This window comes from bacterium (assembly GCA_021371935.1).
Lineage (GTDB): Bacteria > Armatimonadota > UBA5829 > UBA5829 > UBA5829 > UBA5829.
Genome location: JAJFVF010000019.1, coordinates 128,232 through 150,522, shown reverse-complemented (window position 1 = coordinate 150,522; position 22,291 = coordinate 128,232). Strand labels below are relative to the sequence as shown.

23 protein-coding genes are annotated in these 22,291 nt (G+C 52.2%); 3 read left to right on the top strand and 20 right to left on the bottom strand.

Annotated elements, in window-relative coordinates:
• Window positions 1–136: 136 nt before the first annotated feature.
• Window positions 137–532, bottom strand: a complete 396-nt coding sequence (locus tag LLG46_13120) for a tetratricopeptide repeat protein (protein MCE5324238.1) — start codon at window positions 530–532, stop codon at window positions 137–139.
• A 319-nt stretch (window positions 533–851) separates the two neighbouring features.
• Between LLG46_13120 and LLG46_13115 the strand changes: the two genes are divergently transcribed.
• Window positions 852–1,040 carry a zinc-ribbon domain-containing protein gene (locus tag LLG46_13115; GenBank protein MCE5324237.1) on the top strand — a complete coding sequence of 63 codons (189 nt, stop codon included), beginning with the start codon at window positions 852–854 and terminating at the stop codon, window positions 1,038–1,040.
• Window positions 1,041–1,322: 282 nt separating this feature from the next.
• On the opposite strand, the gene LLG46_13110 is transcribed toward LLG46_13115, so the two are convergent.
• The 19 genes from LLG46_13110 to LLG46_13020 all read right to left on the bottom strand — a co-directional run bounded on the left by LLG46_13110 (window position 1,323) and on the right by LLG46_13020 (window position 20,884).
• Complete coding sequence (locus LLG46_13110; protein MCE5324236.1) at window positions 1,323–2,066, bottom strand: phosphodiester glycosidase family protein; 744 nt, start codon at window positions 2,064–2,066, stop codon at window positions 1,323–1,325.
• Window positions 2,063–3,376: a DUF512 domain-containing protein gene (locus tag LLG46_13105; protein MCE5324235.1), complete on the bottom strand. Its 1,314-nt coding sequence runs from the start codon at window positions 3,374–3,376 to the stop codon at window positions 2,063–2,065. Before LLG46_13105 ends, LLG46_13110 begins: the two co-directional genes overlap by 4 nt.
• Window positions 3,377–4,210 carry a 4-hydroxy-3-methylbut-2-enyl diphosphate reductase gene (gene ispH, locus LLG46_13100; protein ID MCE5324234.1) on the bottom strand — a complete coding sequence of 278 codons (834 nt, stop codon included), beginning with the start codon at window positions 4,208–4,210 and terminating at the stop codon, window positions 3,377–3,379.
• A gap of 30 nt (window positions 4,211–4,240) precedes the next feature.
• A complete protein-coding gene (gene cimA / locus LLG46_13095) occupies window positions 4,241–5,818 on the bottom strand; it encodes a citramalate synthase (GenBank protein MCE5324233.1) in 1,578 nt (525 codons plus the stop codon).
• 29 nt (window positions 5,819–5,847) lie between these two features.
• Window positions 5,848–6,945, bottom strand: coding sequence for a 3-isopropylmalate dehydrogenase (gene leuB, locus LLG46_13090; GenBank protein ID MCE5324232.1), 1,098 nt, complete (start codon window positions 6,943–6,945; stop codon window positions 5,848–5,850).
• An 81-nt stretch (window positions 6,946–7,026) separates the two neighbouring features.
• Window positions 7,027–7,425 carry a GxxExxY protein gene (locus LLG46_13085; protein ID MCE5324231.1) on the bottom strand — a complete coding sequence of 133 codons (399 nt, stop codon included), beginning with the start codon at window positions 7,423–7,425 and terminating at the stop codon, window positions 7,027–7,029.
• Between the two features lie 25 nt (window positions 7,426–7,450).
• The gene (leuD, locus tag LLG46_13080; GenBank protein MCE5324230.1) at window positions 7,451–7,942 is read right to left on the bottom strand and encodes a 3-isopropylmalate dehydratase small subunit; all 492 of its coding nucleotides are present in this window, start codon (window positions 7,940–7,942) and stop codon (window positions 7,451–7,453) included.
• A 78-nt stretch (window positions 7,943–8,020) separates the two neighbouring features.
• Complete coding sequence (leuC, locus tag LLG46_13075; GenBank protein ID MCE5324229.1) at window positions 8,021–9,283, bottom strand: 3-isopropylmalate dehydratase large subunit; 1,263 nt, start codon at window positions 9,281–9,283, stop codon at window positions 8,021–8,023.
• 9 nt (window positions 9,284–9,292) lie between these two features.
• Window positions 9,293–9,739, bottom strand: a complete 447-nt coding sequence (locus LLG46_13070) for a hypothetical protein (protein MCE5324228.1) — start codon at window positions 9,737–9,739, stop codon at window positions 9,293–9,295.
• A 42-nt stretch (window positions 9,740–9,781) separates the two neighbouring features.
• Window positions 9,782–10,171 (bottom strand): NUDIX domain-containing protein, encoded by a 390-nt coding sequence (locus tag LLG46_13065; GenBank protein MCE5324227.1) that lies wholly within the window; start codon window positions 10,169–10,171, stop codon window positions 9,782–9,784.
• A gap of 113 nt (window positions 10,172–10,284) precedes the next feature.
• On the bottom strand, window positions 10,285–10,824 hold the full coding sequence (locus LLG46_13060) for a transposase (protein MCE5324226.1): 540 nt from the start codon (window positions 10,822–10,824) through the stop codon (window positions 10,285–10,287).
• 121 nt (window positions 10,825–10,945) lie between these two features.
• Window positions 10,946–12,502 carry a 2-isopropylmalate synthase gene (locus tag LLG46_13055; GenBank protein ID MCE5324225.1) on the bottom strand — a complete coding sequence of 519 codons (1,557 nt, stop codon included), beginning with the start codon at window positions 12,500–12,502 and terminating at the stop codon, window positions 10,946–10,948.
• A 61-nt stretch (window positions 12,503–12,563) separates the two neighbouring features.
• A complete protein-coding gene (locus LLG46_13050; GenBank protein MCE5324224.1) occupies window positions 12,564–13,022 on the bottom strand; it encodes a C-GCAxxG-C-C family protein in 459 nt (152 codons plus the stop codon).
• Window positions 13,023–13,135: 113 nt separating this feature from the next.
• Window positions 13,136–14,140, bottom strand: coding sequence for a ketol-acid reductoisomerase (gene ilvC, locus LLG46_13045; GenBank protein MCE5324223.1), 1,005 nt, complete (start codon window positions 14,138–14,140; stop codon window positions 13,136–13,138).
• 131 nt (window positions 14,141–14,271) lie between these two features.
• The gene (gene ilvN, locus LLG46_13040) at window positions 14,272–14,763 is read right to left on the bottom strand and encodes an acetolactate synthase small subunit (protein MCE5324222.1); all 492 of its coding nucleotides are present in this window, start codon (window positions 14,761–14,763) and stop codon (window positions 14,272–14,274) included.
• 113 nt (window positions 14,764–14,876) lie between these two features.
• Window positions 14,877–16,556 carry a biosynthetic-type acetolactate synthase large subunit gene (gene ilvB / locus LLG46_13035; GenBank protein ID MCE5324221.1) on the bottom strand — a complete coding sequence of 560 codons (1,680 nt, stop codon included), beginning with the start codon at window positions 16,554–16,556 and terminating at the stop codon, window positions 14,877–14,879.
• 77 nt (window positions 16,557–16,633) lie between these two features.
• Window positions 16,634–18,313, bottom strand: coding sequence for a dihydroxy-acid dehydratase (gene ilvD, locus LLG46_13030; protein ID MCE5324220.1), 1,680 nt, complete (start codon window positions 18,311–18,313; stop codon window positions 16,634–16,636).
• A 362-nt stretch (window positions 18,314–18,675) separates the two neighbouring features.
• A complete protein-coding gene (locus LLG46_13025) occupies window positions 18,676–19,101 on the bottom strand; it encodes a hypothetical protein (protein ID MCE5324219.1) in 426 nt (141 codons plus the stop codon).
• Between the two features lie 328 nt (window positions 19,102–19,429).
• On the bottom strand, window positions 19,430–20,884 hold the full coding sequence (locus tag LLG46_13020) for an ammonium transporter (GenBank protein MCE5324218.1): 1,455 nt from the start codon (window positions 20,882–20,884) through the stop codon (window positions 19,430–19,432).
• Between the two features lie 269 nt (window positions 20,885–21,153).
• Here LLG46_13020 and LLG46_13015 point away from each other — a divergent pair, with 269 nt between their 5' ends.
• On the top strand, window positions 21,154–21,609 hold the full coding sequence (locus tag LLG46_13015) for a dCMP deaminase family protein (protein ID MCE5324217.1): 456 nt from the start codon (window positions 21,154–21,156) through the stop codon (window positions 21,607–21,609).
• Window positions 21,596–22,273, top strand: coding sequence for an HAD family hydrolase (locus LLG46_13010; protein MCE5324216.1), 678 nt, complete (start codon window positions 21,596–21,598; stop codon window positions 22,271–22,273). Before LLG46_13015 ends, LLG46_13010 begins: the two co-directional genes overlap by 14 nt.
• The last annotated feature ends 18 nt before the right edge of the window (window positions 22,274–22,291 follow it).

Sequence of the window (22,291 nt, the reverse complement as noted above, 5' to 3'; positions counted from 1 at the left end):
TGCAATATGCTCCCGAACTCGCCGAAGGCCGTCAGCGCAACAACATTGCACTGATTTATAATGCAGAAATCGTGCCATACGGCATAGTGCGCTGGTAAATTTGTGACAAAATAATCGCTCGCAATGCAAATGAGGATTATGCCGCTACTTCAATGGTGGAACCGAGCAGCCTGGGAAGACGCTGTGATAGGTTGATTAGCGCACCACGCGCAAGACCATACTTGGGGTCAAGCTCAAGAGCCTTCTTATACTCAAACCATGCCTCACGAGGCACTCCCGCAGCCTCATATGCCTGGCCGAGATTGTAGTGGATGCGTGGAGAATCGGGTTTGATCTCAGAGGCGCGTTTCAAGGCACCTATCGCTGCATTGTGACGACCCTGCTGAGCATATGCCGCGCCCAGGTACACGAAGGCCTCATAGCTTCCCGGAAATCTTCGAGAAGCATCCTCCAAAATGCCGACCGCCTGCTCGAAGTTGCCTTCCTTGAACAGAACGATCCCCTGCTCTACGTTTGTGATATGCTCAGTCATTGCGTCCCCAAATACTGAGACGTGCAGGTTGCCCAAATATAACACTGCCCCCTGCAATTTATTCCCTACTTTTGTCATTCGGCATGAATACTTCTCGCTCCTCCAATTCTTTTTTTGTGATTTAGCTCAATATTGCTTTTGAAAATGCACTCCTTGAGGTATAATCACATATGGCTTCTGCTGTTCGCGGGCAATGGTCGATTTGACTTGCGAACCGGACAAAAGAATCGGCAAAGGTAAGCTGAACCCTTAACCCCTATTCAAAGGTCCAAATTATTTCCAGAAGTGCAATTTCACAAGTCTGTAGGGGGATAAACAAGTGGCCCAGGATAAAGAACTGATCTGCAAGGATTGCGGAGAGAGCTTTACGTTCACCGCAGGAGAGCAAGAGTTCTTCCAGTCGCGCGGCTTCAGCGAGCCGATTCGCTGCAAGACGTGCCGCGACGCCCGTAAGGCACAGAAGTCAGACCGCGGCTTCTCAAGAGAGCGTGTCGGCGACCGCTGGTAGATACGGTTAATACGTAAACACTGAATATGCGGGAGACATGGAGGTTATCTGTGTCTCCCTTTTTGTCGGGTCGGCTGTCTGTCCGAAGCAAGAGTCACTCGAACGATCTGGCAGCAGGATCGGCAATCAGGAATTTGAAATACCGAGATTCTGTTTCGCACACGACCAGATATCGCGCGCAATCAAAGGCTGCCCTGTGCAAAACGCCGGGGCAAGAATGCCCCTCGCAAAACCCGTCCGAGGCAGAAATCCCCGGACGATCAGGATCAGGAAACATTGTCATCACCGTTTATAGACAGCAAGGATGTTGCTCATTGACTTTGCCGGCTGCACACAGTATTTGCCGTTTACATATAATGCGCACATACTCCCGCCGTCCATGTTGATCGCGTCATGTGCGCCCAGCTCGATCATCACATCGGCCAATGTGGACAGAGTCACACTCTGCGATATGGCGCAGAGTATCAGCTTGCCGTCTTTCGTGGCACCAACTGCGCATCGCCAGGCCTTGTTGGTCGCAGCGGCTGAGCTGAAACCGTCGCGCTTCACATCTATATCCCTCTTACCGGACCGCACTAGCCTGGGACCGCATGCTATGCCCGAGGTGCATCCGCGCCAGTCGATACGCGACCGGCCCTTCCTCTCAAAAAACCTGATCTTGCCGGACGAAGTGAAGCCTATACCCTGTCTCTGACAGCCCCTGCATATGACTTTGCCGTTGGAGACGATGTCACCGAGAGGGCGGTTGTTTTCATCATAATATGTGCCACAGATGGCTGCATACGGCTTCAGGCGCTTGACCATAGACTCGAACGACTCGGTGCGGTCGGCAGTAGATGCGATTTCCGGTGAAACCGTGAATTTACCGCTCGAAAGATCGCAGATGGCATAATCGGCACCCAGCTTGTCTGCCAATCGCGCAGGCTTGGCTAATATCCCCAGCGCATGCGCGAGAAATAACCCGGCGCACACCATTGCCAGAAATAGAAGTAAAACCCGACCGCTGTTAGCCGTATTTCTGCTCAATTCGTCCCCCGAAAACTTGTTGTGAGGTCTATTATACGACGAACAAGCTGGTAGGGTCTAGGTTCAATTTGCTCCACAGGTAAACCGAGTTCGCTTTGCAGGTCGGCAAGAGTCACATCATCAAGGAATGTGCCGTCACGCAGAGAGACTGACGGCACAAGCAGCATATCGCCAAGGTCTTTGCCCTTAAGCTGCGATATGATGTCTTTGCCAGAGATGAGACCCGTGACTGTCACAGTATCGCCGAAAAGATGGTTTGTTATTGGATAAACCTGAATGCTGAGATTCGAGCACTTGAGTGAGTCTGCCCATGTGCTCACTACCGAATACGCAGATATACCAGTGACAATCGAAACACGCAGAGGCTGTGGCAGGCTCGTCGGCAAGATTCGTTTTGCACGCGCAGCGCTGTCCTTGAATTTACGCACCAGTCCGACGCCATTTTCTATTTGCGGGAAGCCTTCATATTTGCTCGCGCTTGGAACAGACCGTCCGGCGCTCAAATAAAACTCATCAGCCGCCCAGATCAATCTTGTACCATTATCTTGCATAAACTTGTGCTGCCACTGTTTGACTTTGTTCAGGATTACAGTTGAATATTGTGCATCTATCGGCGGTATAGGCACTGGATGTATGCGGTGTTTGCTGATACCAGCGGGCACTATTGCGATTGATGAGACTGTGGGATAGCGGCTGGACAGGTCAGCTATCGTGCGGTCGAGATGATCCCCGTCATTTATCCCGCGACAGAGGACTATCTGTGTGTTGAGCGTGATGTGACCCTCAGAGAGTCTGTCTATCTGGTGAAGTATATCGGGTATATCTCTGCCAAGCATCATCCCGCGAAGGCCAGGCTCTGTCGCATGCACGGAAACATAAAGAGGTGTCAGGCGCTGGGTGATTATCCGGTCCAGGTCGACTTCGGTCACATTGGCGAGTGTCACGAAGTTACCGTCCAGAAACGAAAGTCTGTAGTCATCGTCCTTGAGATAGAGTGACTTCCGCAGACCCTTGGGAAGCTGCTCGACGAAACAAAATATGCAGTGCGCGCCGCATGTCCGAACGCCGTCGAAGAGTATATCCTCGAACTCGACCCCGAGCGGCAAATCTTCGTCTTTTTCGATATCGAACCGTATATGGCGGCCATTGCGCTTTATTACGATTGAAAGAAACTCATCCGCGCAATAGAACCTGAAGTCTATGACATCGCTTAGGTTGTGGTCGTTGATGCTGACTATATCATCACCCGGACGCCAGCCCAGGTCCTCGGCTATGCTGCCCGGCTCGATATAAGATATGATGCCACCCAACTATAACTGCTCCAATCGCGACTTCACTTCTTCTATGATCCACTCGGGTGTGGATGCGCCTGCTGTTAGACCCACGACCTGCATTCCACTAACCCATCCAGGCTCAATCTCGGCAGCGGTCTCGATATGATATGTCGGCACACCCTCTTCGCGGCATATTTCAGCCAGACGATTGGTGTTGGCACTGTTGCGGCCGCCTACCACAAACATAGCCTCGACCTGGGGTGCAAGTTCCCGTGCAGCGCTCTGGCGATCATGGGTTGCATAACAAATCGTGTTATACGCCACAACCTCAGTCGCTCGGGCAGCTATCATGCCCACGATCTCGCCGAAGCGTTCGGGGGTCTGGGTCGTTTGGCTGACTATGCCGACCTTCTTACCCGACCAATCGACATTTTCCACATCATCAGGCGCGCTCACCACAATCGCATCCTCACCCGCGGCGCTCCTGATCGCTTTGACCTCGCTGTGACCCGCATCGCCCACTACAACGACCACATAGCCGTCCTTGGCAAGTCTCTCGACACGCTTGTGCACCTTTTCGACGAATGGACACGCCGCATCCACCACGTTGAGACCCGCATTCTCGGCTGTGCGCATGACATCCTTGGGCACGCCATGAGAGGGCATCACGATCGTGCCGCGCTCTACCTCTGAAACGTCTTTGACTACGCGAACGCCCTTAGCCTCAAGGTCGCGCACCACCTGGGGGTTGTGAATAAGCGGACCGAGAGTGGCTATCGCACCGCCCTTCTCGGCCTCCTGGTTCACCAAATCCAATGCCCTTTTTACGCCGAAGCATACTCCGGCCTGATCGGCAATAATTACTTTCATAACAGTTGTGAGTGATGGGTTATGCTATATCTATTCGTTGCGCACATGCTTGAGCAGGCCATACTCTACACCGTCTGCCAGGGCCTGCCAGCTCGCCTCGATAATGTTCTCTGAGACCCCGACTGTGTTCCAGACCTCGCTGGAATCGCGGGTCTCGATAATCGTGCGGACTTTCGCAGCAGTGGCGGCACGGCTGTTGATGACGCGAACCTTGAAGTCTGTGAGCTTGATCCTGGCAAGCTCTTCGCCATAGAACTGGCTCAGAGCCAGACGCAGCGCATTATCCATAGCATGCACAGGACCATCGCCCTCGGCCACAGTAAATGCCTCCTCGCCGTCCACAGCAACTTTCAGCGTTGCCTCGGTTATCGGTTCCTCATGCGGACCGCGCTTTTCTATGATGACCCTGAAACCCTTCAGGTCGAAGAGTTTGCGATACATACCCAATGACTTCTTGAGCAGCAGCTCGAAACTCCCCTCGGCCTCCTCGAATGAATAGCCGTCATGTTCGAGGTCCATTACTTTGTTGAGGATGCTCTTCACCTCGGGAGACTGACGGGTGAGGTCCACATCATACTGCTGCGCCTTTTCCACAATAGTGCTCTTGCCCGCATACTCGGATACAAGCATACGCCTGCGGTTGCCCACACTATCCGGCTGGATATGCTCATATGTGAGCGGGTTCTTCATCATTGCATCTACATGAACACCGGCTTTATGGGCAAACGCACTCGCGCCAACAAACGGCTGGCCGTCCTCAGGCACACGGTTGGCTATCTCGTCGATGGAACGCGAAAGCTCCGTCAGTTTGCGGATCATCCCATCCGGCAGGCACTTCATGCCCAGCTTCAACTCGACTATCGGCATGATCGTGGTCAGATTGGCGTTGCCGCAGCGCTCGCCCAGGCCGTTTATCGTCCCCTGAACATGCACCGCCCCATGCTGGATCGCGGCAACTGAGTTTGCGACCGCAAGGTCTGAATCATTGTGCGCATGGATACCGATATCGGCATGGCATCGTGATTTCACGATATCTATTGTTTGCGACACTTCCGAAGGCAGTCTGCCGCCGTTGGTGTCGCACAAAACCAGACATGCAGCGCCCGCACTCTCAGCTGCCTCCAGTGTCTTCAATGCATATTCGGCGTCGCTCTTGTATCCGTCGAAAAAGTGCTCAGCGTCAAAAATTACCTCGCGGCCGTTGGCAACCAGAAACTTGACGCTGTCATGGATCATCTCCAAATTCTGATCGAGGGTCACGCGGAAAACATCCCTGACATGCAAATCCCAGGACTTGCCGAATATCGTGATGACCGGAGTTTCGGCCTTGAGCAGCTCCAGCAGCAGAGGGTCATCCTCGGCAGCATACTTGGGATGGCGGGTCCTGCCGAATGCAGCCAGCTTGGCGTTTTTGAACCCGGTATGTTTGGCAAGCTCGAAAAACTCTATGTCCTTGGGGTTTGAACCCGGCCAGCCGCCCTCTATATAGGCCACACCGAAATCGTCAAGACGGCGCGCTACCTTCAGCTTCTCCTCGGCGGAAAAGTTGATACCCTCGCCCTGCGTGCCGTCCCTTAGCGTTGTGTCGTATATTGCAATTTTGGGCAATGTGATCTCCCCTTTAGTGCATTACCAGTTTATGAATCTGCGATAGCCTGCGCAACAAGATCGCCCATCTCGTCACAAGAAACGATCTTGCCGCCATTACCTGCGATATCACCGGTGCGATATCCTGCGTTCAAAACCGATTCGACCGCGGACCGGATCAGTGATGCGCCCTTCGGACAATTGCATGCATATCTCAGCATCATCGCAGCCGTCAGTATTGTCGCGATCGGATTTACAACACCCTTGCCCGCGATATCCGGCGCTGACCCATGAATCGGCTCATACAGGCCGCTATGCGCTTCACCGATACTCGCCGATGGCAGCATTCCGAGTGAGCCGGCCAGCATTGACGCCTCATCAGTCAGTAGATCACCGAAAAGATTGTCCGCAAGGATTACGTCGAACTGCTTTGGATTGCGCAAAAGCTGCATGCCGCAGTTGTCGGCGAGTATATGTATCAGCTCAACATCAGGATATTTCTTCCCGACCTCCGTCACAACCTCCCGCCACATCCTGGAAGTCTCCATCACATTGGCTTTATCCACCGAATGGACTCGCTTCCTGCGCCTGGATGCCTGCTGGAACGCCACATGCGCTATCCGCTCGATCTCACTGACACTATATGAGCATGTATCTATTGCGGTCATCTCACCATCTATATCGCGGCGCTCTTTTGGCTGACCAAAGTAGATGCCGCCCGTAAGCTCGCGTATGAACAAGATGTCCAGACCGCCTTCAATCGCTTCTTTTTTGAGACAGGATGCATCTGTCAGAGCATCGAACACAATCACAGGCCGCAGATTGGCATATGCTTTAAGCGCCTTTCGCAACGGAAACAGTGAACCTCGCTCCGGCCTGCGATTTGCAGGCTCCAGGTTATCCCACTTCGGACCGCCTACCGCACCAAAAAACACAGCATCACTGCCCAGCGCGGCATTGAGTGTATCCTCAGGCAAGGCCGTGCCGGTGGCGTCTATCGCTGCGCCGCCTACCAGATGGTGCGTATATTCAAACTTCAAGTCCAGCTTCTTTGCCGCTGCATTGAGAGCCTTTATCCCCTGTGGGATTATCTCGACACCGACACCATCGCCCGGCAGAACCGCTATCTTGTATGTATTACTTGTCATTTACTTCCTAACTTATGTCTCCTTCTAAGAACCGCTGAGACGCTGAATATTATGAAACGCTGAAATGGGATATCTTTGACTTCAACGCTTAATTGTGTTTGCGAGACGTTTTATCTCAATCTTCGGACCGCCGAAGTTTATCAACAATGCTACAGGATAACAGGATACTTTCAAATATGATAATGTCTGAACAATATCAACGTCCTCAAGCGATGATTTGGCCTTAATCTCTACAAGACAGTCTTCAACAACAAAATCGACGCGCTTCTTTCCGAGAACAATATCCTTGTAGCGAACCTCTATCCATACCTCACGCTCAGCCTCCAGACCCGCAGCAATAAGCTCCTTGAGCAGGGCACGCTGATAAAACACCTCCTCAAAGCCGGGACCCAATGTCTTGTGAACTTCTATGGCACAGGCGATAATTTTCGCTGTAAGTTCTGACATCGGGTATTGCGTGTCTTCACGAACTAAGCCCATTCAGCGCCTCATTTAATCCTGTGTTTCAGCGGTTCAACTTCGCCTGCGCATATTTCACCAGCCCGCCGACCTCTATAAGCTCGCGCATGAACGGCGGAAAAGGCTTCGCCTGGTAGGTTTTGCCTGTCGTTATATTCGTAATTTTTCCTGAACCAAGATCGATCTCGACTTCGTCGCCATTTGAGATTCCCGCGACCGCCTCGGGACACTCCAGGATAGGCAGACCAGTGTTCAGAGCGTTGCGATAGAATATCCTGGCAAATGTGTTCGCAATTACCGCGGATACGCCGCTCGCCTTGATCGAAATGGGCGCATGCTCGCGGCTGGAACCACAGCCGAAGTTGTCATCGGCTACTATGATGTCGCCCGGCTTGACGCTCTTGGTAAAGCCCGCATCGATATCCTCCATACAGTGAGATGCCAGCTCGGCTGGGTCCGTCGTGTTCAAATATCTTGCAGGAATAATAACGTCTGTATCGACGTTCGATCCATATTTATGTACTTTGCCTTTTATCATTTGTATATCCTCTCTTGAGGCAAACCGGTTCCAGGTGTCGGAAGGCATCTCCGAAACCTGACACCCGGAACCCGGCACCTATTTCAACTCTTCCGGGCTGCCGAGTCTGCCGAGCACTGCCGATGCGGCTGCAATAGCCGGGCTCGCCAGGTAGACCTCGGACTTGGTGTGACCCATGCGGCCTACGAAGTTGCGGTTGGTCGTGGCTACAGATCTCTCGCCCGCAGCCAGAACGCCCATGTGACCACCAAGACATGGGCCACACGTCGGTGTGGAAACCGCCCCACCCGATTCGACGAATATCTCAGTCAGACCTTCTTTGATCGCCTGCAGATAAATCTGCTGAGTGGCCGGGATCACAATCAAACGAACATCGGGATGCACCTTGCGACCCTTGAGAATGCTCGCAGCAATCCTCAAATCTTCGATCCGGCCGTTCGTGCATGAGCCAATAACTGACTGGTCGATCTTGACATGGGTCGCCTCACTGATGGGTTTGGCGTTCTCAGGCAGATGCGGGAAGCTCACTATTGGCTCCAGCTTGCTGACATCAATTTCGATAACGTCCTTATACACCGCATCGGGATCACTGGTGTAGACCTTGTAATCGCGCTTTAGGCGGCCCTTGATATAGTCCATGGTGATCTCGTCAGGCTCGATTATTCCGTTCTTTCCGCCGGCCTCTATCGCCATATTGCACATAGTGAACCGGCCTGCCATCTCAAGATTGCGGATCGCCTCACCGGTAAACTCCATCGAGCAGTAGAGCGCGCCGTCCACACCTATCTTGCCTATGGTGTATAGTATCAAATCCTTGCCCGATACCCATTTGGGCATCTTGCCGTAATAGACAAACTTGATCTGCTCAGGAATTTTGAACCACGTCTCGCCCATGGCCATAGCGTAGGCCAAATCCGTCGAGCCGACACCCGTCGAAAAAGCTCCCAACGCGCCGTACGTGCAGGTATGTGAGTCTGCACCGATCACAGCATCGCCCGGTCCGACTAGACCCTCGTCAGGCAGCAGAGTGTGCTCAACACCCATCTTGCCGATCTCGAAGAAGTTGGTGATATTGTGCTTTCTGGCGAACTCGCGCAGAATCTTCACCAACTCGGCGCTCTTGATATCTTTATTCGGTGTCGAATGGTCGGGCACCAGCGCAACACGGTCCTTATCGAACACAGTGGCAGCCCCGATCTTCTCGAATTCTCTGATCGCGATTGGGGCAGTGATATCGTTGCCCAGCACCAGGTCGAGCCTCGCGTTTATCAGCTCACCCGGTTCGACATATTCCCTGCCCGCATGAGCGGCCAGAATCTTTTGTGTGATTGTTTGTTTCATATATTAACCTCAGTTTTCAGTTGTCGGTTGACGGTCATTAGTCGGTCTATGCAAAAACGCCTCCAGGGTCTCCTTATCCAGAAGTCCCCAAAGCGAAAGCCCGCCAAGAACCGTAAACACATATGGCGCATGCCACCCATTGAATATCATCAGGCCGGATAATATAAGCCCGGTTAGCCATGCCCAATATCTCAAACCTGTGAGAGCAAGAGCAATATGCCTGATCAGCGGCGCTGCCACGAAGATCAACAAAAGACCTCCGACGATTGCCGCGACATGGAAAGCACCAAATAATGGAAAAGTATGATGCAGTTGGACACCCGGCTGTCCACTACAGTGTATGATGAATGTTGGATCGGACCTTATGCCGAATATAAACATAATAATCCCACACACAATCGAGAGAACCGCACTGATGTTGAAACACACTACCGTGATCTTTAGTCGACTTGGCATTGCACAGACTCCCTTTCTCCTTGGCAGGATAACTGCAGTAAATCAAATATGCATTGCAACCATTTCGGCCACATGCTTCGGAAATACCGGCAACTCAGCCATACGGTCTATCGGAACCCACATAGGCTCGTAAAGATTATCATCGCTCAATCTGTCTAGTTCTGGACCACCGAGCCTTACCTCGCCGGAGAGCTTTTTGACCAGATAGAAAGACTCATTCTGACCATTGAAATCATTTTCAGCCAGGCATGACACTATCTCGACATCAAGGCCTGTCTCCTCAAGGACCTCGCGAATACAAGCCTGCTCAGGACTTTCACCAGGCTCTATTCCGCCGCCCGGAAATGAATAATACTCTCGCCCGGACTTGCAGCGGTGCATCAGGAGCACCCTAGAGTCTTCGATAATGACTGCCCTTGCCCTATCAACCATCAGATTCAATACTCAATATAAAATCCTAATATAAAATCAAAGGCTGGTTGACGATCTCCGAATCGTCAACCTAAAGCCAGAGCGGATCTCTGAATCCGCAAAGCTATCGGATGTTACCATTCAAGCCAGTCAATATCTATTGGATCCATTTCAGCACGATCAAAAGCCATAAAACTTGAATAGTAATAATGATCCGCCATCTTCGCCAAGCCCTTGCGGATCGGATTGTCATGAATATAATTCGCCTTTTGCATAAAACGATCACGTGTATATATAACCTCAGGATGGAATTCATCCTGCCATACTTTTGACTGAGCACGCTCGTCTTTATTGCTGTTCCTAAATATCCAGCATAGCAACCTATTACCATCACCATCAGCTTGGTTCTCTATGCTACGAGCCGTAAAACGCTTGAAATCTCTGACTATCGCAGACAAATCATCATTTGTGGCCGTGATAATAGCATGCACATGCGTCGGCATTATCACATAGGCATGTATCAGCAGTCCACGACTCTCCCTTAAGTGCTTTATGCTGTCTAGTATGATTCGAAAATACGAACCAGAAATGAAAACGGGATACCAGCGCACAATCGTCAATGTCACGAAATGCGGGTATGGTCCGCCTCGCACAACTTTGAATCGATGCGACATTCGTTGTTCCTACGTTTTCGGGATTCGGAGATCCCAACTGGCACTCGGGTGGCGATTCGGAGATCGCCACCCATCAACAAGCTGTATTTGAAATACTCAATATAAAATCCCAAATATAAAATTAGAGGATTGCTTTGTCTTTGGGTTTGCCGCCATTGCCGCGTTTCTCTTCGTAATAAACGAGTTTGTTTACTGCATTCAGATATGCCTTTGCGCTCGCCTCGACTATATCCAACGACGCCCCGCGGCCCGTATATACCTCGCCGTTCATAGCTCCGAGCTTGACCGTGACTTCGCCAAGAGCATCGGTGCCGCCCGTAACAGACTTAATATTGAAATCCACCAAATGATATTGCGCATCGACCATCTTATCGATCGTCTTGTAAACCGCATCGACAGACCCTACACCTACGCATGCCTCCACAATTTCGGTCTCGTCAGTCTTGAGGCGGATCGTTGCCGTAGGGATGCCGTGAAGACTGGTCATCACATTCATATAGACGAGCTGATACTTCGACGGAATCACATATACCTCGTCCGCAACAATCGTCTCCAAGTCCTCGTCAAATATCTCTTTCTTTTTGTCCGCCAATGCCTTGAACCGCTCGAATGCCTTGTCGAGCTCAACTTTGCTCAGGCTGAAACCCAGTGACTTCAGCTTGCCCTCGAAAGCATGTCTGCCGGAGTGCTTGCCCAAAACCAGCTTGTTTGAGGCAAGACCTATCGACTCCGCATCCATAATCTCGTACGTTCGCTTCTCCTGCAACACGCCGTGCTGATGAATCCCAGCCTCATGGGCAAACGCATTCGCGCCGACAATCGCTTTATTGACCTGGACCGAAAGACCCGTCACATCGCTGACCATCCTGCTGGCACGGTATATCTCGGTCGTGTTGATGCCGGTTTTGGCACCAAACAGGTCGGGACGTGTGTTGAGAGCCATCACGACCTCTTCAAGAGCAGCATTACCCGCTCGCTCGCCTATGCCATTGATCGTGCACTCGATCTGACCTGCGCCGTTGGCGACCGCTGCCAGAGAGTTCGCCGTGGCAAGGCCGAGGTCATTGTGACAGTGAACACTGAAAATCGCTTTATTTGAGTTGGGTACACGCTCTATCAACCTGCCGATCATTGCTCCATACTCGCTCGGGATGGCATAGCCGACAGTGTCAGGTATGTTCACGACAGTCGCGCCCGCATCGATCACGGCCTCGACAACCTGGCATAGATAATCGAAATCGGAACGTGCCGCATCCTCGGCTGAAAACTCGACATCTTCGCAGTAGCCCTTTGCATGCCTCACGGCCATAACAGCTATATCGAGCACCTCGTCGCGTGTCTTTTTGAGCTTCTTTTCAAGATGGATGTCGGACGTGGCAATAAACGTGTGAATAACCGGCTTCTTGGTGAACTTGAGAGCTTCCCAGGCACGGTCTATGTCCATCTTTCCGGCGCGGCAAAGCCCTGCAATCGCCGGACCCTTGATCGTCTCGGCAATAGCCTTCACGGCATCGAAATCGCCCTGGCTCGAAATCGGAAAGCCCGCTTCTATAACATCCACCTTTAGACGCGCTAGCTGCTTTGCAACCCCCAGCTTCTCCTCGATATTCATACTCGCGCCGGGTGACTGCTCGCCGTCGCGCAGCGTCGTATCAAAAATTTGTATTCGTCTTGCCACCTTGACACCTCAACTGATTTTATATTTGAGATTTGGTATTGAGTATTGATATTGAGTGTTGCTATTTATTGCTTTGGGCTATCAGTCTCGCGGCCTCATTTGCTGCAAACTCAACGAACTTTCGGCAAAGACCACCATGGAGATCAAGCTCTTTGGCTTTTTGCCTGCCCTCGGAAGTGCGCATATCACATTCAGTAAGGTCTATGCAGCGCGCACTGCCAAATTCTTTTTCAAACGAGTCCAAAAATTTCTGTACCTTTTTGTAGAGCGCGCTCTTGGTCTCGACATCATCGCCTCGCTCTCTTCCGAATTTCAGACCGAGAGCCATAATCGAGCCGGTCAGAGCACCACATACCTCGCCGCATCCGCCGACACCACCGCCAAATCCGCTCACTATACGAGGAGCACAGTCACTCTCAATGCCACACGCTTCCGTCACTCCCAATAAAGTAGATTCGGCACAGTTGAACCTTTCACTAAAATGCTTCAGTGCAACCGATCCTGCGTCCATATCCGGCATAATAACTCCCTACGCCCTCCGCTAAATGCCGGTCGGGGGCAAGAACACCCCCGACCAACATATCAAATACCAAACCATGAGTTTGAGGGCAGTTCTCTGCTCTCATATCTGAACTATTTCTTCTTGCCTTTGATCCAGGGCATCATCTCGCGCAGGTGAGCGCCGACCTCTTCGATCAATGCTTCATCGCCATGTCTTCTTGCTGCGCTGAGGACAGGATGGCCTGCCTTGTTCTCGAGTATGAACTCACGAGCGAACTCGCCGCTCTGAATCTCGGCAAGGATTTCGCGCATAGACTCCTTGGCGCACTCATCGATCACACGAGGACCACGTGTGTAATCGCCGTACTCGGCTGTGTTACTGACCGAATAGCGCATATTCGCAAGGCCGCCTTCATACATAAGGTCTACGATCAACTTGAGCTCATGGAAACACTCAAAATATGCGATCTCAGGCTGGTAACCGGCCTCGATCAGTGTCTCAAACCCGGCCTGCACCAGTGCAGCGCATCCGCCACAGAGGACTGCCTGCTCGCCGAAGAGGTCTGTCTCGGTCTCTTCCTCGAATGTCGTCTCAAGAACGCCGACCTTGGTGGCGCCGATACCCTTGGCATATGCAAGAGCAGTGTCCTTAGCCTTGCCGGAAGCATCCTGCTGGATGGCGATCAGAGCCGGAACGCCCGCGCCCTCGGTATAAACTCTGCGGACCAGATGGCCGGGACCCTTTGGAGCAACCATTATAACGTCCACATCCTTGGGCGGCACAATCTGGCCAAAATGGATGTTGAAACCATGTGAGAACACAAGCGTCTTACCGGCAGTCATATACTGCTTGATATCACTCTGATATACTGCTGACTGAATTTCGTCGGGAAGCAGAATCTGGACCAGATCACCGGCCTTGGCTGCCTCGGAAGCGGAGACAGGCTTGAAGCCATGCTCCACCGCAAGGTCGTAGTTCGGTGTGCCGGGCAGTTCGGAGATGATTACATCAAGCCCGCTGTCACGCAGGTTCTGCGCCTGGGCATGGCCCTGGCTGCCATAGCCGATAATGGCTATCTTTTTGCCTTTCAACACATCTAGGTTTGCATCCGAATCATAGTACATTTTAGCTGGCATGTATATTCCTCCTGTTTTAGAGGATAGAGGTTTGAGGTTGGATAATCTCCGGCCTGATTCCTTCTATTTCCTCTCAAAAAATATGTCAGACATCCTAAAACAATAATCAATACAAATTACTAAATACTAAATCAGCTTGCTGCTGTGATCGAGCCGCGAGCCATCGCGATCATGCCCGTTCGGACCATTTCCTTGATTCCGAACGGTTCCAAAAGCCGCTCAATTGCATCGACCTTGTCAGTGTTGCCCGTCACCTCTATCGTAAACGTGACCTTGCTTATATCGATGATCTTCGCATGGAAAATATCGACTATCTGCATAATCTCTGCACGCTGCGAGTTCTCAGCATTGACCTTTATCATCGCAAGCTCGCGCTCAACTATCGGTATCTCGCTGTAGTCTATAACTTTGATTACGTCGATCAGTTTGTCAGTCTGTTTGTTGATCTGATCTAGTGTGGCATCGTCACCCGTCACTACGATCGACATACGCGAAATGGTCGGGTCGTCGGTGATGCTGACGGCCAGTGATTCGATGTTAAACCCGCGCCGAGCAAACAAACCCGATACCCTGGCGAGCACACCAGGCTTGTTTTCAACCAGCACGGTTATTGTATGTTGCATTGGTTGTTTCATAATTTAAGTCCTCAGCTGTCATTGGAAAGGCAAGACTCCTGCCGAGTCATTTTTATCTGAGCAACGGCTCAGGAGGACATTCGCCCTCCCGAAATCTCACCTTATCTCGGTCTGTTCACCATCATCTCTTCGATGCTCTGGCCTGCAGGGATCATCGGGAATACGTTTTCTTCGCGGGCAATATGGAAATCGAGGATCACAGGCTTGTCATTGATCTCCATAGCCTTTGAAAACGCTCCCTCGACATCACTCATCTTCTCGATCACAATCCCCTCGGCTCCATAGGCTTCAGCAAGCAGCTTGAAGTCAGGCTGGAATGAGATGTCCACTCCCGAATAGCGTCTGTTCCAGAAAAGCTCCTGCCACTGGCGGACCATGCCCAGGTAACGGTTGTTCATCAGCACGATCTTGACAGGCAGCTTATGCTCCACAGCCGGAGCAAGCTCCTGCAGAGTCATCTGGAACCCGCCGTCACCACAAATGGCAAACACCGGCTTATCGGGGCAGCCTACTGCAGCACCTATCGCCGCGGGAAAACCGTATCCCATTGTCCCGAGACCGCCGCTCGACAAAAAATGCCTCGGCTTGGTTACCTTATAATAGAGCGCTGTGAACATCTGGTGCTGGCCGACATCGGTCACGATTATTGCGTCACCTTTGGTCATCTGCCAGAGTGTGTCGATGACACACTGCGGGAGCACCTCGCCGCCGTCCGCCGGACAATGCAGTGCGAACTCACTCCGCCACTTCATAATCTGCTTGTTCCAGGCAGTCTCCTCGCGCTTTGAAACCTTGGCGTTCAGTCTCTTCAAAATCTCTTTGCAGTCGCCGACAATCGAGACATCAACCGGCACAGTCTTGCCGATCTCGGCAGGGTCGATATCTATATGGATCACCTTTGCCTTCTTGGCAAAGACGGCCAGCTTGCCGGTGACCCTGTCGTCGAAACGAGCGCCCACCGCTATCAGCAAATCACATTCGTGTACGGCATGGTTTGCATATGCCGTACCGTGCATGCCCAGCATACCGAGACTGTGCGGATGCGTCTCATCTATCGCGCCTTTGCCCAGCAGAGTGCTGGTGACCAAGATGTTCGTCTTCTCCGAGAGCTTTGTCAGCTCTTCGGATGCGCCGGAAGAAATAACTCCACCGCCTGCATAGAATATCGGCCTCTCGGATTTCTCGACCAGCTCGACCGCTGCGTCTATATCCGCATCATCGATCTTGGTCAAATCCGGCTTATAGCTGCGGATGTTGATCTCCTTGATCGGCTCATAATCGACCTCGGCAAGACATACATCACCCGGAATGTCTATAAGCACAGGACCAGGCCTGCCTGTCCGCGCAACATACAAAGCCTCGGCAACTGTCCTGGCAAGGTCCTTGACATCCTTGAGCAGATAGTTGTGCTTGGTCACAGGCAGCGTAATACCCGTAATATCAGCCTCCTGGAAAGAGTCCTTTCCCAAAGAAGTCGTCTTGGTCTGACCTGTAATTGCAAGCATCGGGACAGAATCCATATATGCGTTCGCCAGACCCGTGACAAGATTGGTCGCGCCGGGACCGGACGTCGCCAGACATACGCCCACCTTGCCCGTCGCACGGGCATAACCATCGGCTGCATGAGCCGCGCCCTGCTCGTGACGCATCAGCATATTGCGGATATCCTTGCGATCATAGAGCGCATCATAGATCGGGATCACATATCCACCGGGTATTCCAAATAACATATCCACACCCTGATCCACCAGTGACTGGATCAGAGCGTTGGCTCCATTCATTTTCAATTTACATACTCCTCCACATTCGTGGGTGTCGGGTGTCAGAGTAGCCCCCGCCACCTGTCACCCGATAACCTCTATTCGACGATGGCACCTTTTGCAGCGGAGGCGACGGTGCGCGCGTAACGCGCGAGATATCCCTCCTTTGCCCGCGGCTCGGGTGCTTCCCAGCCTTTGCGCCGCGCTTCGAGTTCATCGTCGGATAGCATAACATCCATCCGTTTGCCGGGTATGTCAATCTTTATGATATCGCCGTCTTTCAGAAGACCTATCGGGCCGCCGGACGCTCCCTCGGGCGATACATGGCCGATACACGCACCACGTGATGCGCCGGAGAACCGGCCATCCGTAATAAGAGCCACATCCTTGCCCATTCCAAGGCCGACAACTGTCGCTGTGGCGGTGAGCATCTCGCGCATACCTGGTCCACCCTTGGGTCCCTCGTTGCGCACGACTATCACGTCTCCCTTGCTCACATTCTTGGCAAGCAGCTCTTTCACAGCGTCGTCCTCGCACTCAAACACTCGGGCACGACCCTCGAAGACCCATGCCTCAGGCTCAACCGCAGACTGCTTGACGACTGCGCCGTCAGGACAAAGATTGCCTCTTAATATGGCAAGCCCGCCCTCTTCATGATAGGGCTTATCGATGGTATGAATGACACTCATATCCTTGACCTGCGCGTCTTTGATGTTTTCGCCGACGGTTGCGGCAGTCACCGTAATCGCAGACTCCTCTATCAGACCCTTCTTGCTCAGCTCTTTCATGACAGCCGGGATGCCGCCTGCCTCGTCCAGATCCTGAACATGGTGGGTTATCTGCTGATCCGGATATGCAACCGACGGGCTTAGAGTCACCAAATGAGGTGTCTTCTTGCTGACGTCATTAAACATATCTATATTAAAATCCACCTTGGCCTCGTGCGCGATTGCGGGCACGTGCAGAGTGGTGTTGGTGGAGCAGCCGAGCGCCATATCCACCGCAAGAGCGTTCTTGAACGCTGCCCCCGTCATGATGTCGCGCGGCTTGATGTCTTTGTCGAGAAGCTCCATCACTTTGATACCGGCCTGCTTGGCCAGCCTGATTCGCCCGGCCATCACAGCGGGAATTGTGCCGTTGCCGGGCATACCCATGCCCAACGCTTCGGTGAGGCAGTTCATGGAGTTGGCCGTGAACATTCCGGCGCAGCTTCCACAGCCGGGACATGCGACCTCTTCCATCTCGGCAAGTTCCTGCTCGGTGATCTTGCCGCCGAGAACCGAGCCTGCACCCTCGAACATCTGAGTGACCGAAATATTTTTGCCCTTATATCGACCGGGCAACATCGGACCGCCGCTGACTATTATGGTCGGGATATTGACACGCGCAGCAGCCATCAGCATACCCGGTATGATCTTATCGCAGTTGGGAATCAGGACCAGCGCATCGAACGCATGCGCCTTGGCCATACACTCGATCGAGTCGGCAATGAGTTCACGTGTGACCAGAGAATATTTCATGCCCTCATGACCCATCGCCAGGCCGTCGCAGACACCAATCACGCCGAACTCCATAGGCGTGCCGCCCGCCATCCGCACGCCGGCCTTCACTGCGTCGGCAACCTTATCCAAATGGATATGCCCCGGCACAACCTCGTTCCACGAATTGGCAATGCCGACCAGCGGACTGTATATTTCCTCATCGATATAGCCCATCGCCTTGAGCAGCGCACGGCCTGCCGCTCTTTCCATTCCTGTTCTCAACACGTCGCTTCTCATGATCATCACCTGTTACAAAAAATGCCCCTCATCCCAAGGACGAGAGGTTTCGTGGTACCACCCTGGTTCAGCCTGCGGCGCATAATTGCTCCACAGACCCTCAAACGCTGTAACGGGCGCAGCCCGGGCAATTCTACTAACCGATTATATATAGATTATCTTGTGCAGATTACTAAATCGGTTTTCTTTTGCCGGCTCCGAGGTGAGCTTGGGTCATATGCGCCGCCCCCGCTTTTCAGCCTGTGCAGGGTCTCTGTGGCCGGCCTCAATACGACTTACTTGTCCTCATCATCGCCTGTGTCTATTATTTACTTCGTTATATGTTATCACATTAGCGATTGACTGGTCAATATAGGAAGCGCTTATAAATACCTTATTCTGCTGATTGCGCCGGCCACAGCAAAGACCAATGCAATGAGTGGGATGGGAACCGGCAGCACAAGGTCAATTATTACATTCAAAGCACCCAAAGGTGGACGCACATTTGCAGAGAATATAAGTATGGCAGCCATAAGAATCCTGCCGCCAAGCGCTCCAATTATTATTGAGACACCCGTAATGATCTCCATAAGCCTGCCTCGTCTTCGTCCGCAGGCACGTAATATCAGTTCGCCCGCAAAACCGCCCAAAGCAAACGCTATGAAAATCATATAAAACCCACAGAACTCGACTGCCCAGCCAGTGATGATACCCATCATCAGCCCAACCACCGATGCTGCGGTGATCTGGGCAGGAGTCGGTCTGAAAAGAGTGCCCTGCTTTTGTGATGCGCAGCTCGGACATTTCATCCCTACCGGAGTCTGCACCATACACTTCGGGCATATATAGGTGTCGCAAGCCGAACACCGCAGATTTGTCCGTGTTTTCGGATGTCTTGCGCACGTTGTCGGTGTGTTTGATTCATTCATCGTAAGTCGAGTATATCAACGCATACCTTTGGGGTCAAGATGCCGCGCACAGAAGTGGTGGAGCGAATGTCGTAAACAAAAAATGGTGTTTCGAGGCAAAGCCCCGAAACACCAACTGATGGAGGTGATTACATATCATTCGAACTACATTGTGAAGTGCTGCAGTTCGGAACGACCGAATGCAAAATGCATGCAGTCTTGCAATTTATCAACACTTATCTTCGACAAGCTTGCCAATAGGCTCGGCTGAACCCGGCTTGGAAGGACCACCGGCGGACCCGGCACCGGCACCCGTCTCAACCATCTCAAAATCGGGATATGCAGACATGCCGTGCTCACCGATATCAAGACCATCGAGCTCTTCCTCAGTAGTTACACGCAGACCGACAGTCGACTTGAGCAATCCAAACAGGATCACACCGCACAATGCGACGAAACCAAACACTGACACAACACCAATAGCCTGATGCAGCAGCAGGCTTGAACCGCCGCCAAAGAAGAGGCCGTTGCCCGTGGTGCCGGGTTGGAAATGCTCCTGTGCGAATAGGCCCAAAGACAGCGTTCCGAACGCACCGCAAACACCGTGAACCGATACTGCGCCCACTGGGTCGTCCAGATGGATCTTATCAAAGAACAATACAGCCAGGACAACAAGGATGCCCGCTATACCGCCAATCACTATCGAACTTGCAGGGCTGACGAATGCACACGGAGCCGTGATGGCTACAAGCCCGGCCAGCGCCCCGTTCAAAGTCATGGACACATCAGGCTTTTTGAACAATATCCACGCAGTTATCATTGCAGTGATTGCGCCAATTGCAGCGGCAAGGTTCGTCGTGGTGGCGATGTGTGCGATCGAAGCGTTGGCGGCCATCGTGGAACCAGGGTTGAACCCGAACCATCCAAGCCATAATATGAATACACCAAGAGCAGCCATCGGCAAATTATGACCCGGGATTGCATTGGCCTTGCCGTTCTTGCGGAACTTGCCGATTCTTGGACCAAGGAACCATGCTCCCACAAGAGCCATCCAGGCACCTGTGGAGTGGACTACAGTCGATCCGGCAAAATCCCAGAAACCGAGGCTTGCAAGCCAGCCGCCGCCCCAGATCCAGTGACCGACTACCGGATATATGAATGCTGAGATAACCGCACTGTAAATCAAATAAGCATTGAACTTGGTGCGCTCGGCCATGGCTCCGGAAACTATTGTCGCCGCCGTGGCTGCAAATACAAGCTGGAACATGAACTTCGCATATAGCGGGACAGTGGTCCAGGAAAGACTCGCAAACGTATCCGCCGTCTTCTCAATAAGGAAAAAACCGCTCTTGCCTACAAAAGCATTGCCGGCTCCGAACATCAGGCCGAAACCGATCACCCAATAGGCAAGTGAACCAACACAAAAGTCCATGAGGTTCTTCATCATAATGTTGTTCGTGTTCTTTGCCCTGGTCAGTCCACCCTCAACATAGGCGAACCCCGCTTGCATCCAGAAGACGAGGAATGCCGTGACCATTACCCAGATGGTATCCATGATCGTCTGCTGGTCGGCAATCTTTGCAGCCAATTCCTTTGTGGTTGGACTGGCCGCAAACGCGCTTCCACTCAGACCACCAAGGATCAAGACAATCATGCCGCAAATTATTATGCGCAAGTTTTTCATTTCCTTCCATTCCTCCTATAACGAGACAGTTTGAGCGGTTACCCCGCTATATCAGCGGCTTTTTGTAACCTACAATAGTAGGATAAGCCGCGCTGGTTACGGTTAAGTTTATATATTGTTACAAGTCAGTGTCCGACTTGTTTCGAGTTTTTTATGCATCATCAGTCGACAACATGCCCCCACATTTGATACGGACAACGCACCCCCCTTAAGTCATTGCGCATATCGACGCTGCCTGATAGAATATTCAAACTACATGAGCAGAGGTTATGAGTGTGTCTGACCGTCCATCTTTCGATCAAGTCTATATGGAAGTGGTGGATATCATCGCGAGGCGTTCGACCTGCCTTAGAAAGCATGTTGGGGCTGTGATAACTTTCGACCACAGAATACTCTCGCACGGCTATAACGGCGTTCCCAGCGGGCATGAACACTGCTGCGATACCGGCATCTGCCTTAAAGACAAGGCCGGGACTGAAGAGTTTAAGGTGTGTGTGCACGCTGAGCAAAACGCCATATGCCAGTGCGCTAAACGCGGCCTTGCCCTTGAGGGCGCAACTCTATATGTGAATGCAGACGTGTGCATTACATGCGCAAAACTGATGATATCCTCAGGCATTGCACGCTGTGTGGTCAAGCGCGACAACAAGGGCGGATCGAACGGTATACGTCTGCTCGAAAAGTGCGGAGTGGAAGTTGTAGAGTGGCCAAATGACGTCGGTTAAGGCTGCTATTTTCGATATCGGCGCAACGCTGGTCACAGGCCCGCCTATCGCCCCAAACAAAATTATCGCACAACTGATCGAAGGCTCCTCGCCGACAAGGGTGAGCGATATAATAATGAAAAACGACCTGAAATCAGCCGGGCAGGTCTGTGATGCGCTCGCATGCGAATATGGACGGCTCAGCGATTATGCCGTCTCTGAAATCCACGAGTTGTGGCAGTCGCAAATATGCGCTGCACAGGCTCTCGACGGAGCCAAAGAGAGCGTGCTGGCTCTCAAGGCTCGCGGGATGATGATCGGGCTGCTCTCGGACATCTGGAACCCTTACTTTGAAAGCGTCACAAAGGCGCTGCCGGAGGTCGTGGCAGCATCCGATGCCATTGTGCTGAGCTGTTTGTCGGGATCGCGCAAACCCGATAAATACAATTTTGGGCTTGTGGTGAAAGAACTGGGCGTGGAACCGGGTGAGTGCGTTATGATAGGTGATACATATACTCACGATATCCGGCCTGCGCTCGAAATGGGCATGAAAGCAATATGGGTGCTTGCCAGACCCGATCGTGAGGCTGAATATATAATAAAGATTCTGAACGGGCATTGTCTCGTGCCGACTGCTACAACTGCAGATATTTCGCAGGTGGCATCAGCGGTGATTGGTATATAACTTGATAGGCTGCTTTCG

Excerpts from the sequence above, each read along its gene's own strand:
- LLG46_13120 (MCE5324238.1), bottom strand. The coding sequence starts at position 532 with ATGACTGAGCATATCACAAACGTAGAGCAGGGGATCGTTCTGTTCAAG.
- ispH (MCE5324234.1), bottom strand. The coding sequence starts at position 4,210 with ATGAAAGTAATTATTGCCGATCAGGCCGGAGTATGCTTCGGCGTAAAA.
- leuB (MCE5324232.1), bottom strand. The coding sequence starts at position 6,945 with ATGACAAGTAATACATACAAGATAGCGGTTCTGCCGGGCGATGGTGTC.
- LLG46_13085 (MCE5324231.1), bottom strand. The coding sequence starts at position 7,425 with ATGGGCTTAGTTCGTGAAGACACGCAATACCCGATGTCAGAACTTACA.
- leuD (MCE5324230.1), bottom strand. The coding sequence starts at position 7,942 with ATGATAAAAGGCAAAGTACATAAATATGGATCGAACGTCGATACAGAC.
- leuC (MCE5324229.1), bottom strand. The coding sequence starts at position 9,283 with ATGAAACAAACAATCACACAAAAGATTCTGGCCGCTCATGCGGGCAGG.
- LLG46_13070 (MCE5324228.1), bottom strand. The coding sequence starts at position 9,739 with ATGCCAAGTCGACTAAAGATCACGGTAGTGTGTTTCAACATCAGTGCG.
- LLG46_13065 (MCE5324227.1), bottom strand. The coding sequence starts at position 10,171 with ATGGTTGATAGGGCAAGGGCAGTCATTATCGAAGACTCTAGGGTGCTC.
- LLG46_13060 (MCE5324226.1), bottom strand. The coding sequence starts at position 10,824 with ATGTCGCATCGATTCAAAGTTGTGCGAGGCGGACCATACCCGCATTTC.
- LLG46_13050 (MCE5324224.1), bottom strand. The coding sequence starts at position 13,022 with ATGCCGGATATGGACGCAGGATCGGTTGCACTGAAGCATTTTAGTGAA.
- ilvC (MCE5324223.1), bottom strand. The coding sequence starts at position 14,140 with ATGCCAGCTAAAATGTACTATGATTCGGATGCAAACCTAGATGTGTTG.
- ilvN (MCE5324222.1), bottom strand. The coding sequence starts at position 14,763 with ATGCAACATACAATAACCGTGCTGGTTGAAAACAAGCCTGGTGTGCTC.
- ilvB (MCE5324221.1), bottom strand. The coding sequence starts at position 16,556 with ATGAATGGAGCCAACGCTCTGATCCAGTCACTGGTGGATCAGGGTGTG.
- ilvD (MCE5324220.1), bottom strand. The coding sequence starts at position 18,313 with ATGAGAAGCGACGTGTTGAGAACAGGAATGGAAAGAGCGGCAGGCCGT.
- LLG46_13025 (MCE5324219.1), bottom strand. The coding sequence starts at position 19,101 with ATGAAATGTCCGAGCTGCGCATCACAAAAGCAGGGCACTCTTTTCAGA.
- LLG46_13020 (MCE5324218.1), bottom strand. The coding sequence starts at position 20,884 with ATGAAAAACTTGCGCATAATAATTTGCGGCATGATTGTCTTGATCCTT.
- LLG46_13015 (MCE5324217.1), top strand. The coding sequence starts at position 21,154 with ATGAGTGTGTCTGACCGTCCATCTTTCGATCAAGTCTATATGGAAGTG.
- LLG46_13010 (MCE5324216.1), top strand. The coding sequence starts at position 21,596 with ATGACGTCGGTTAAGGCTGCTATTTTCGATATCGGCGCAACGCTGGTC.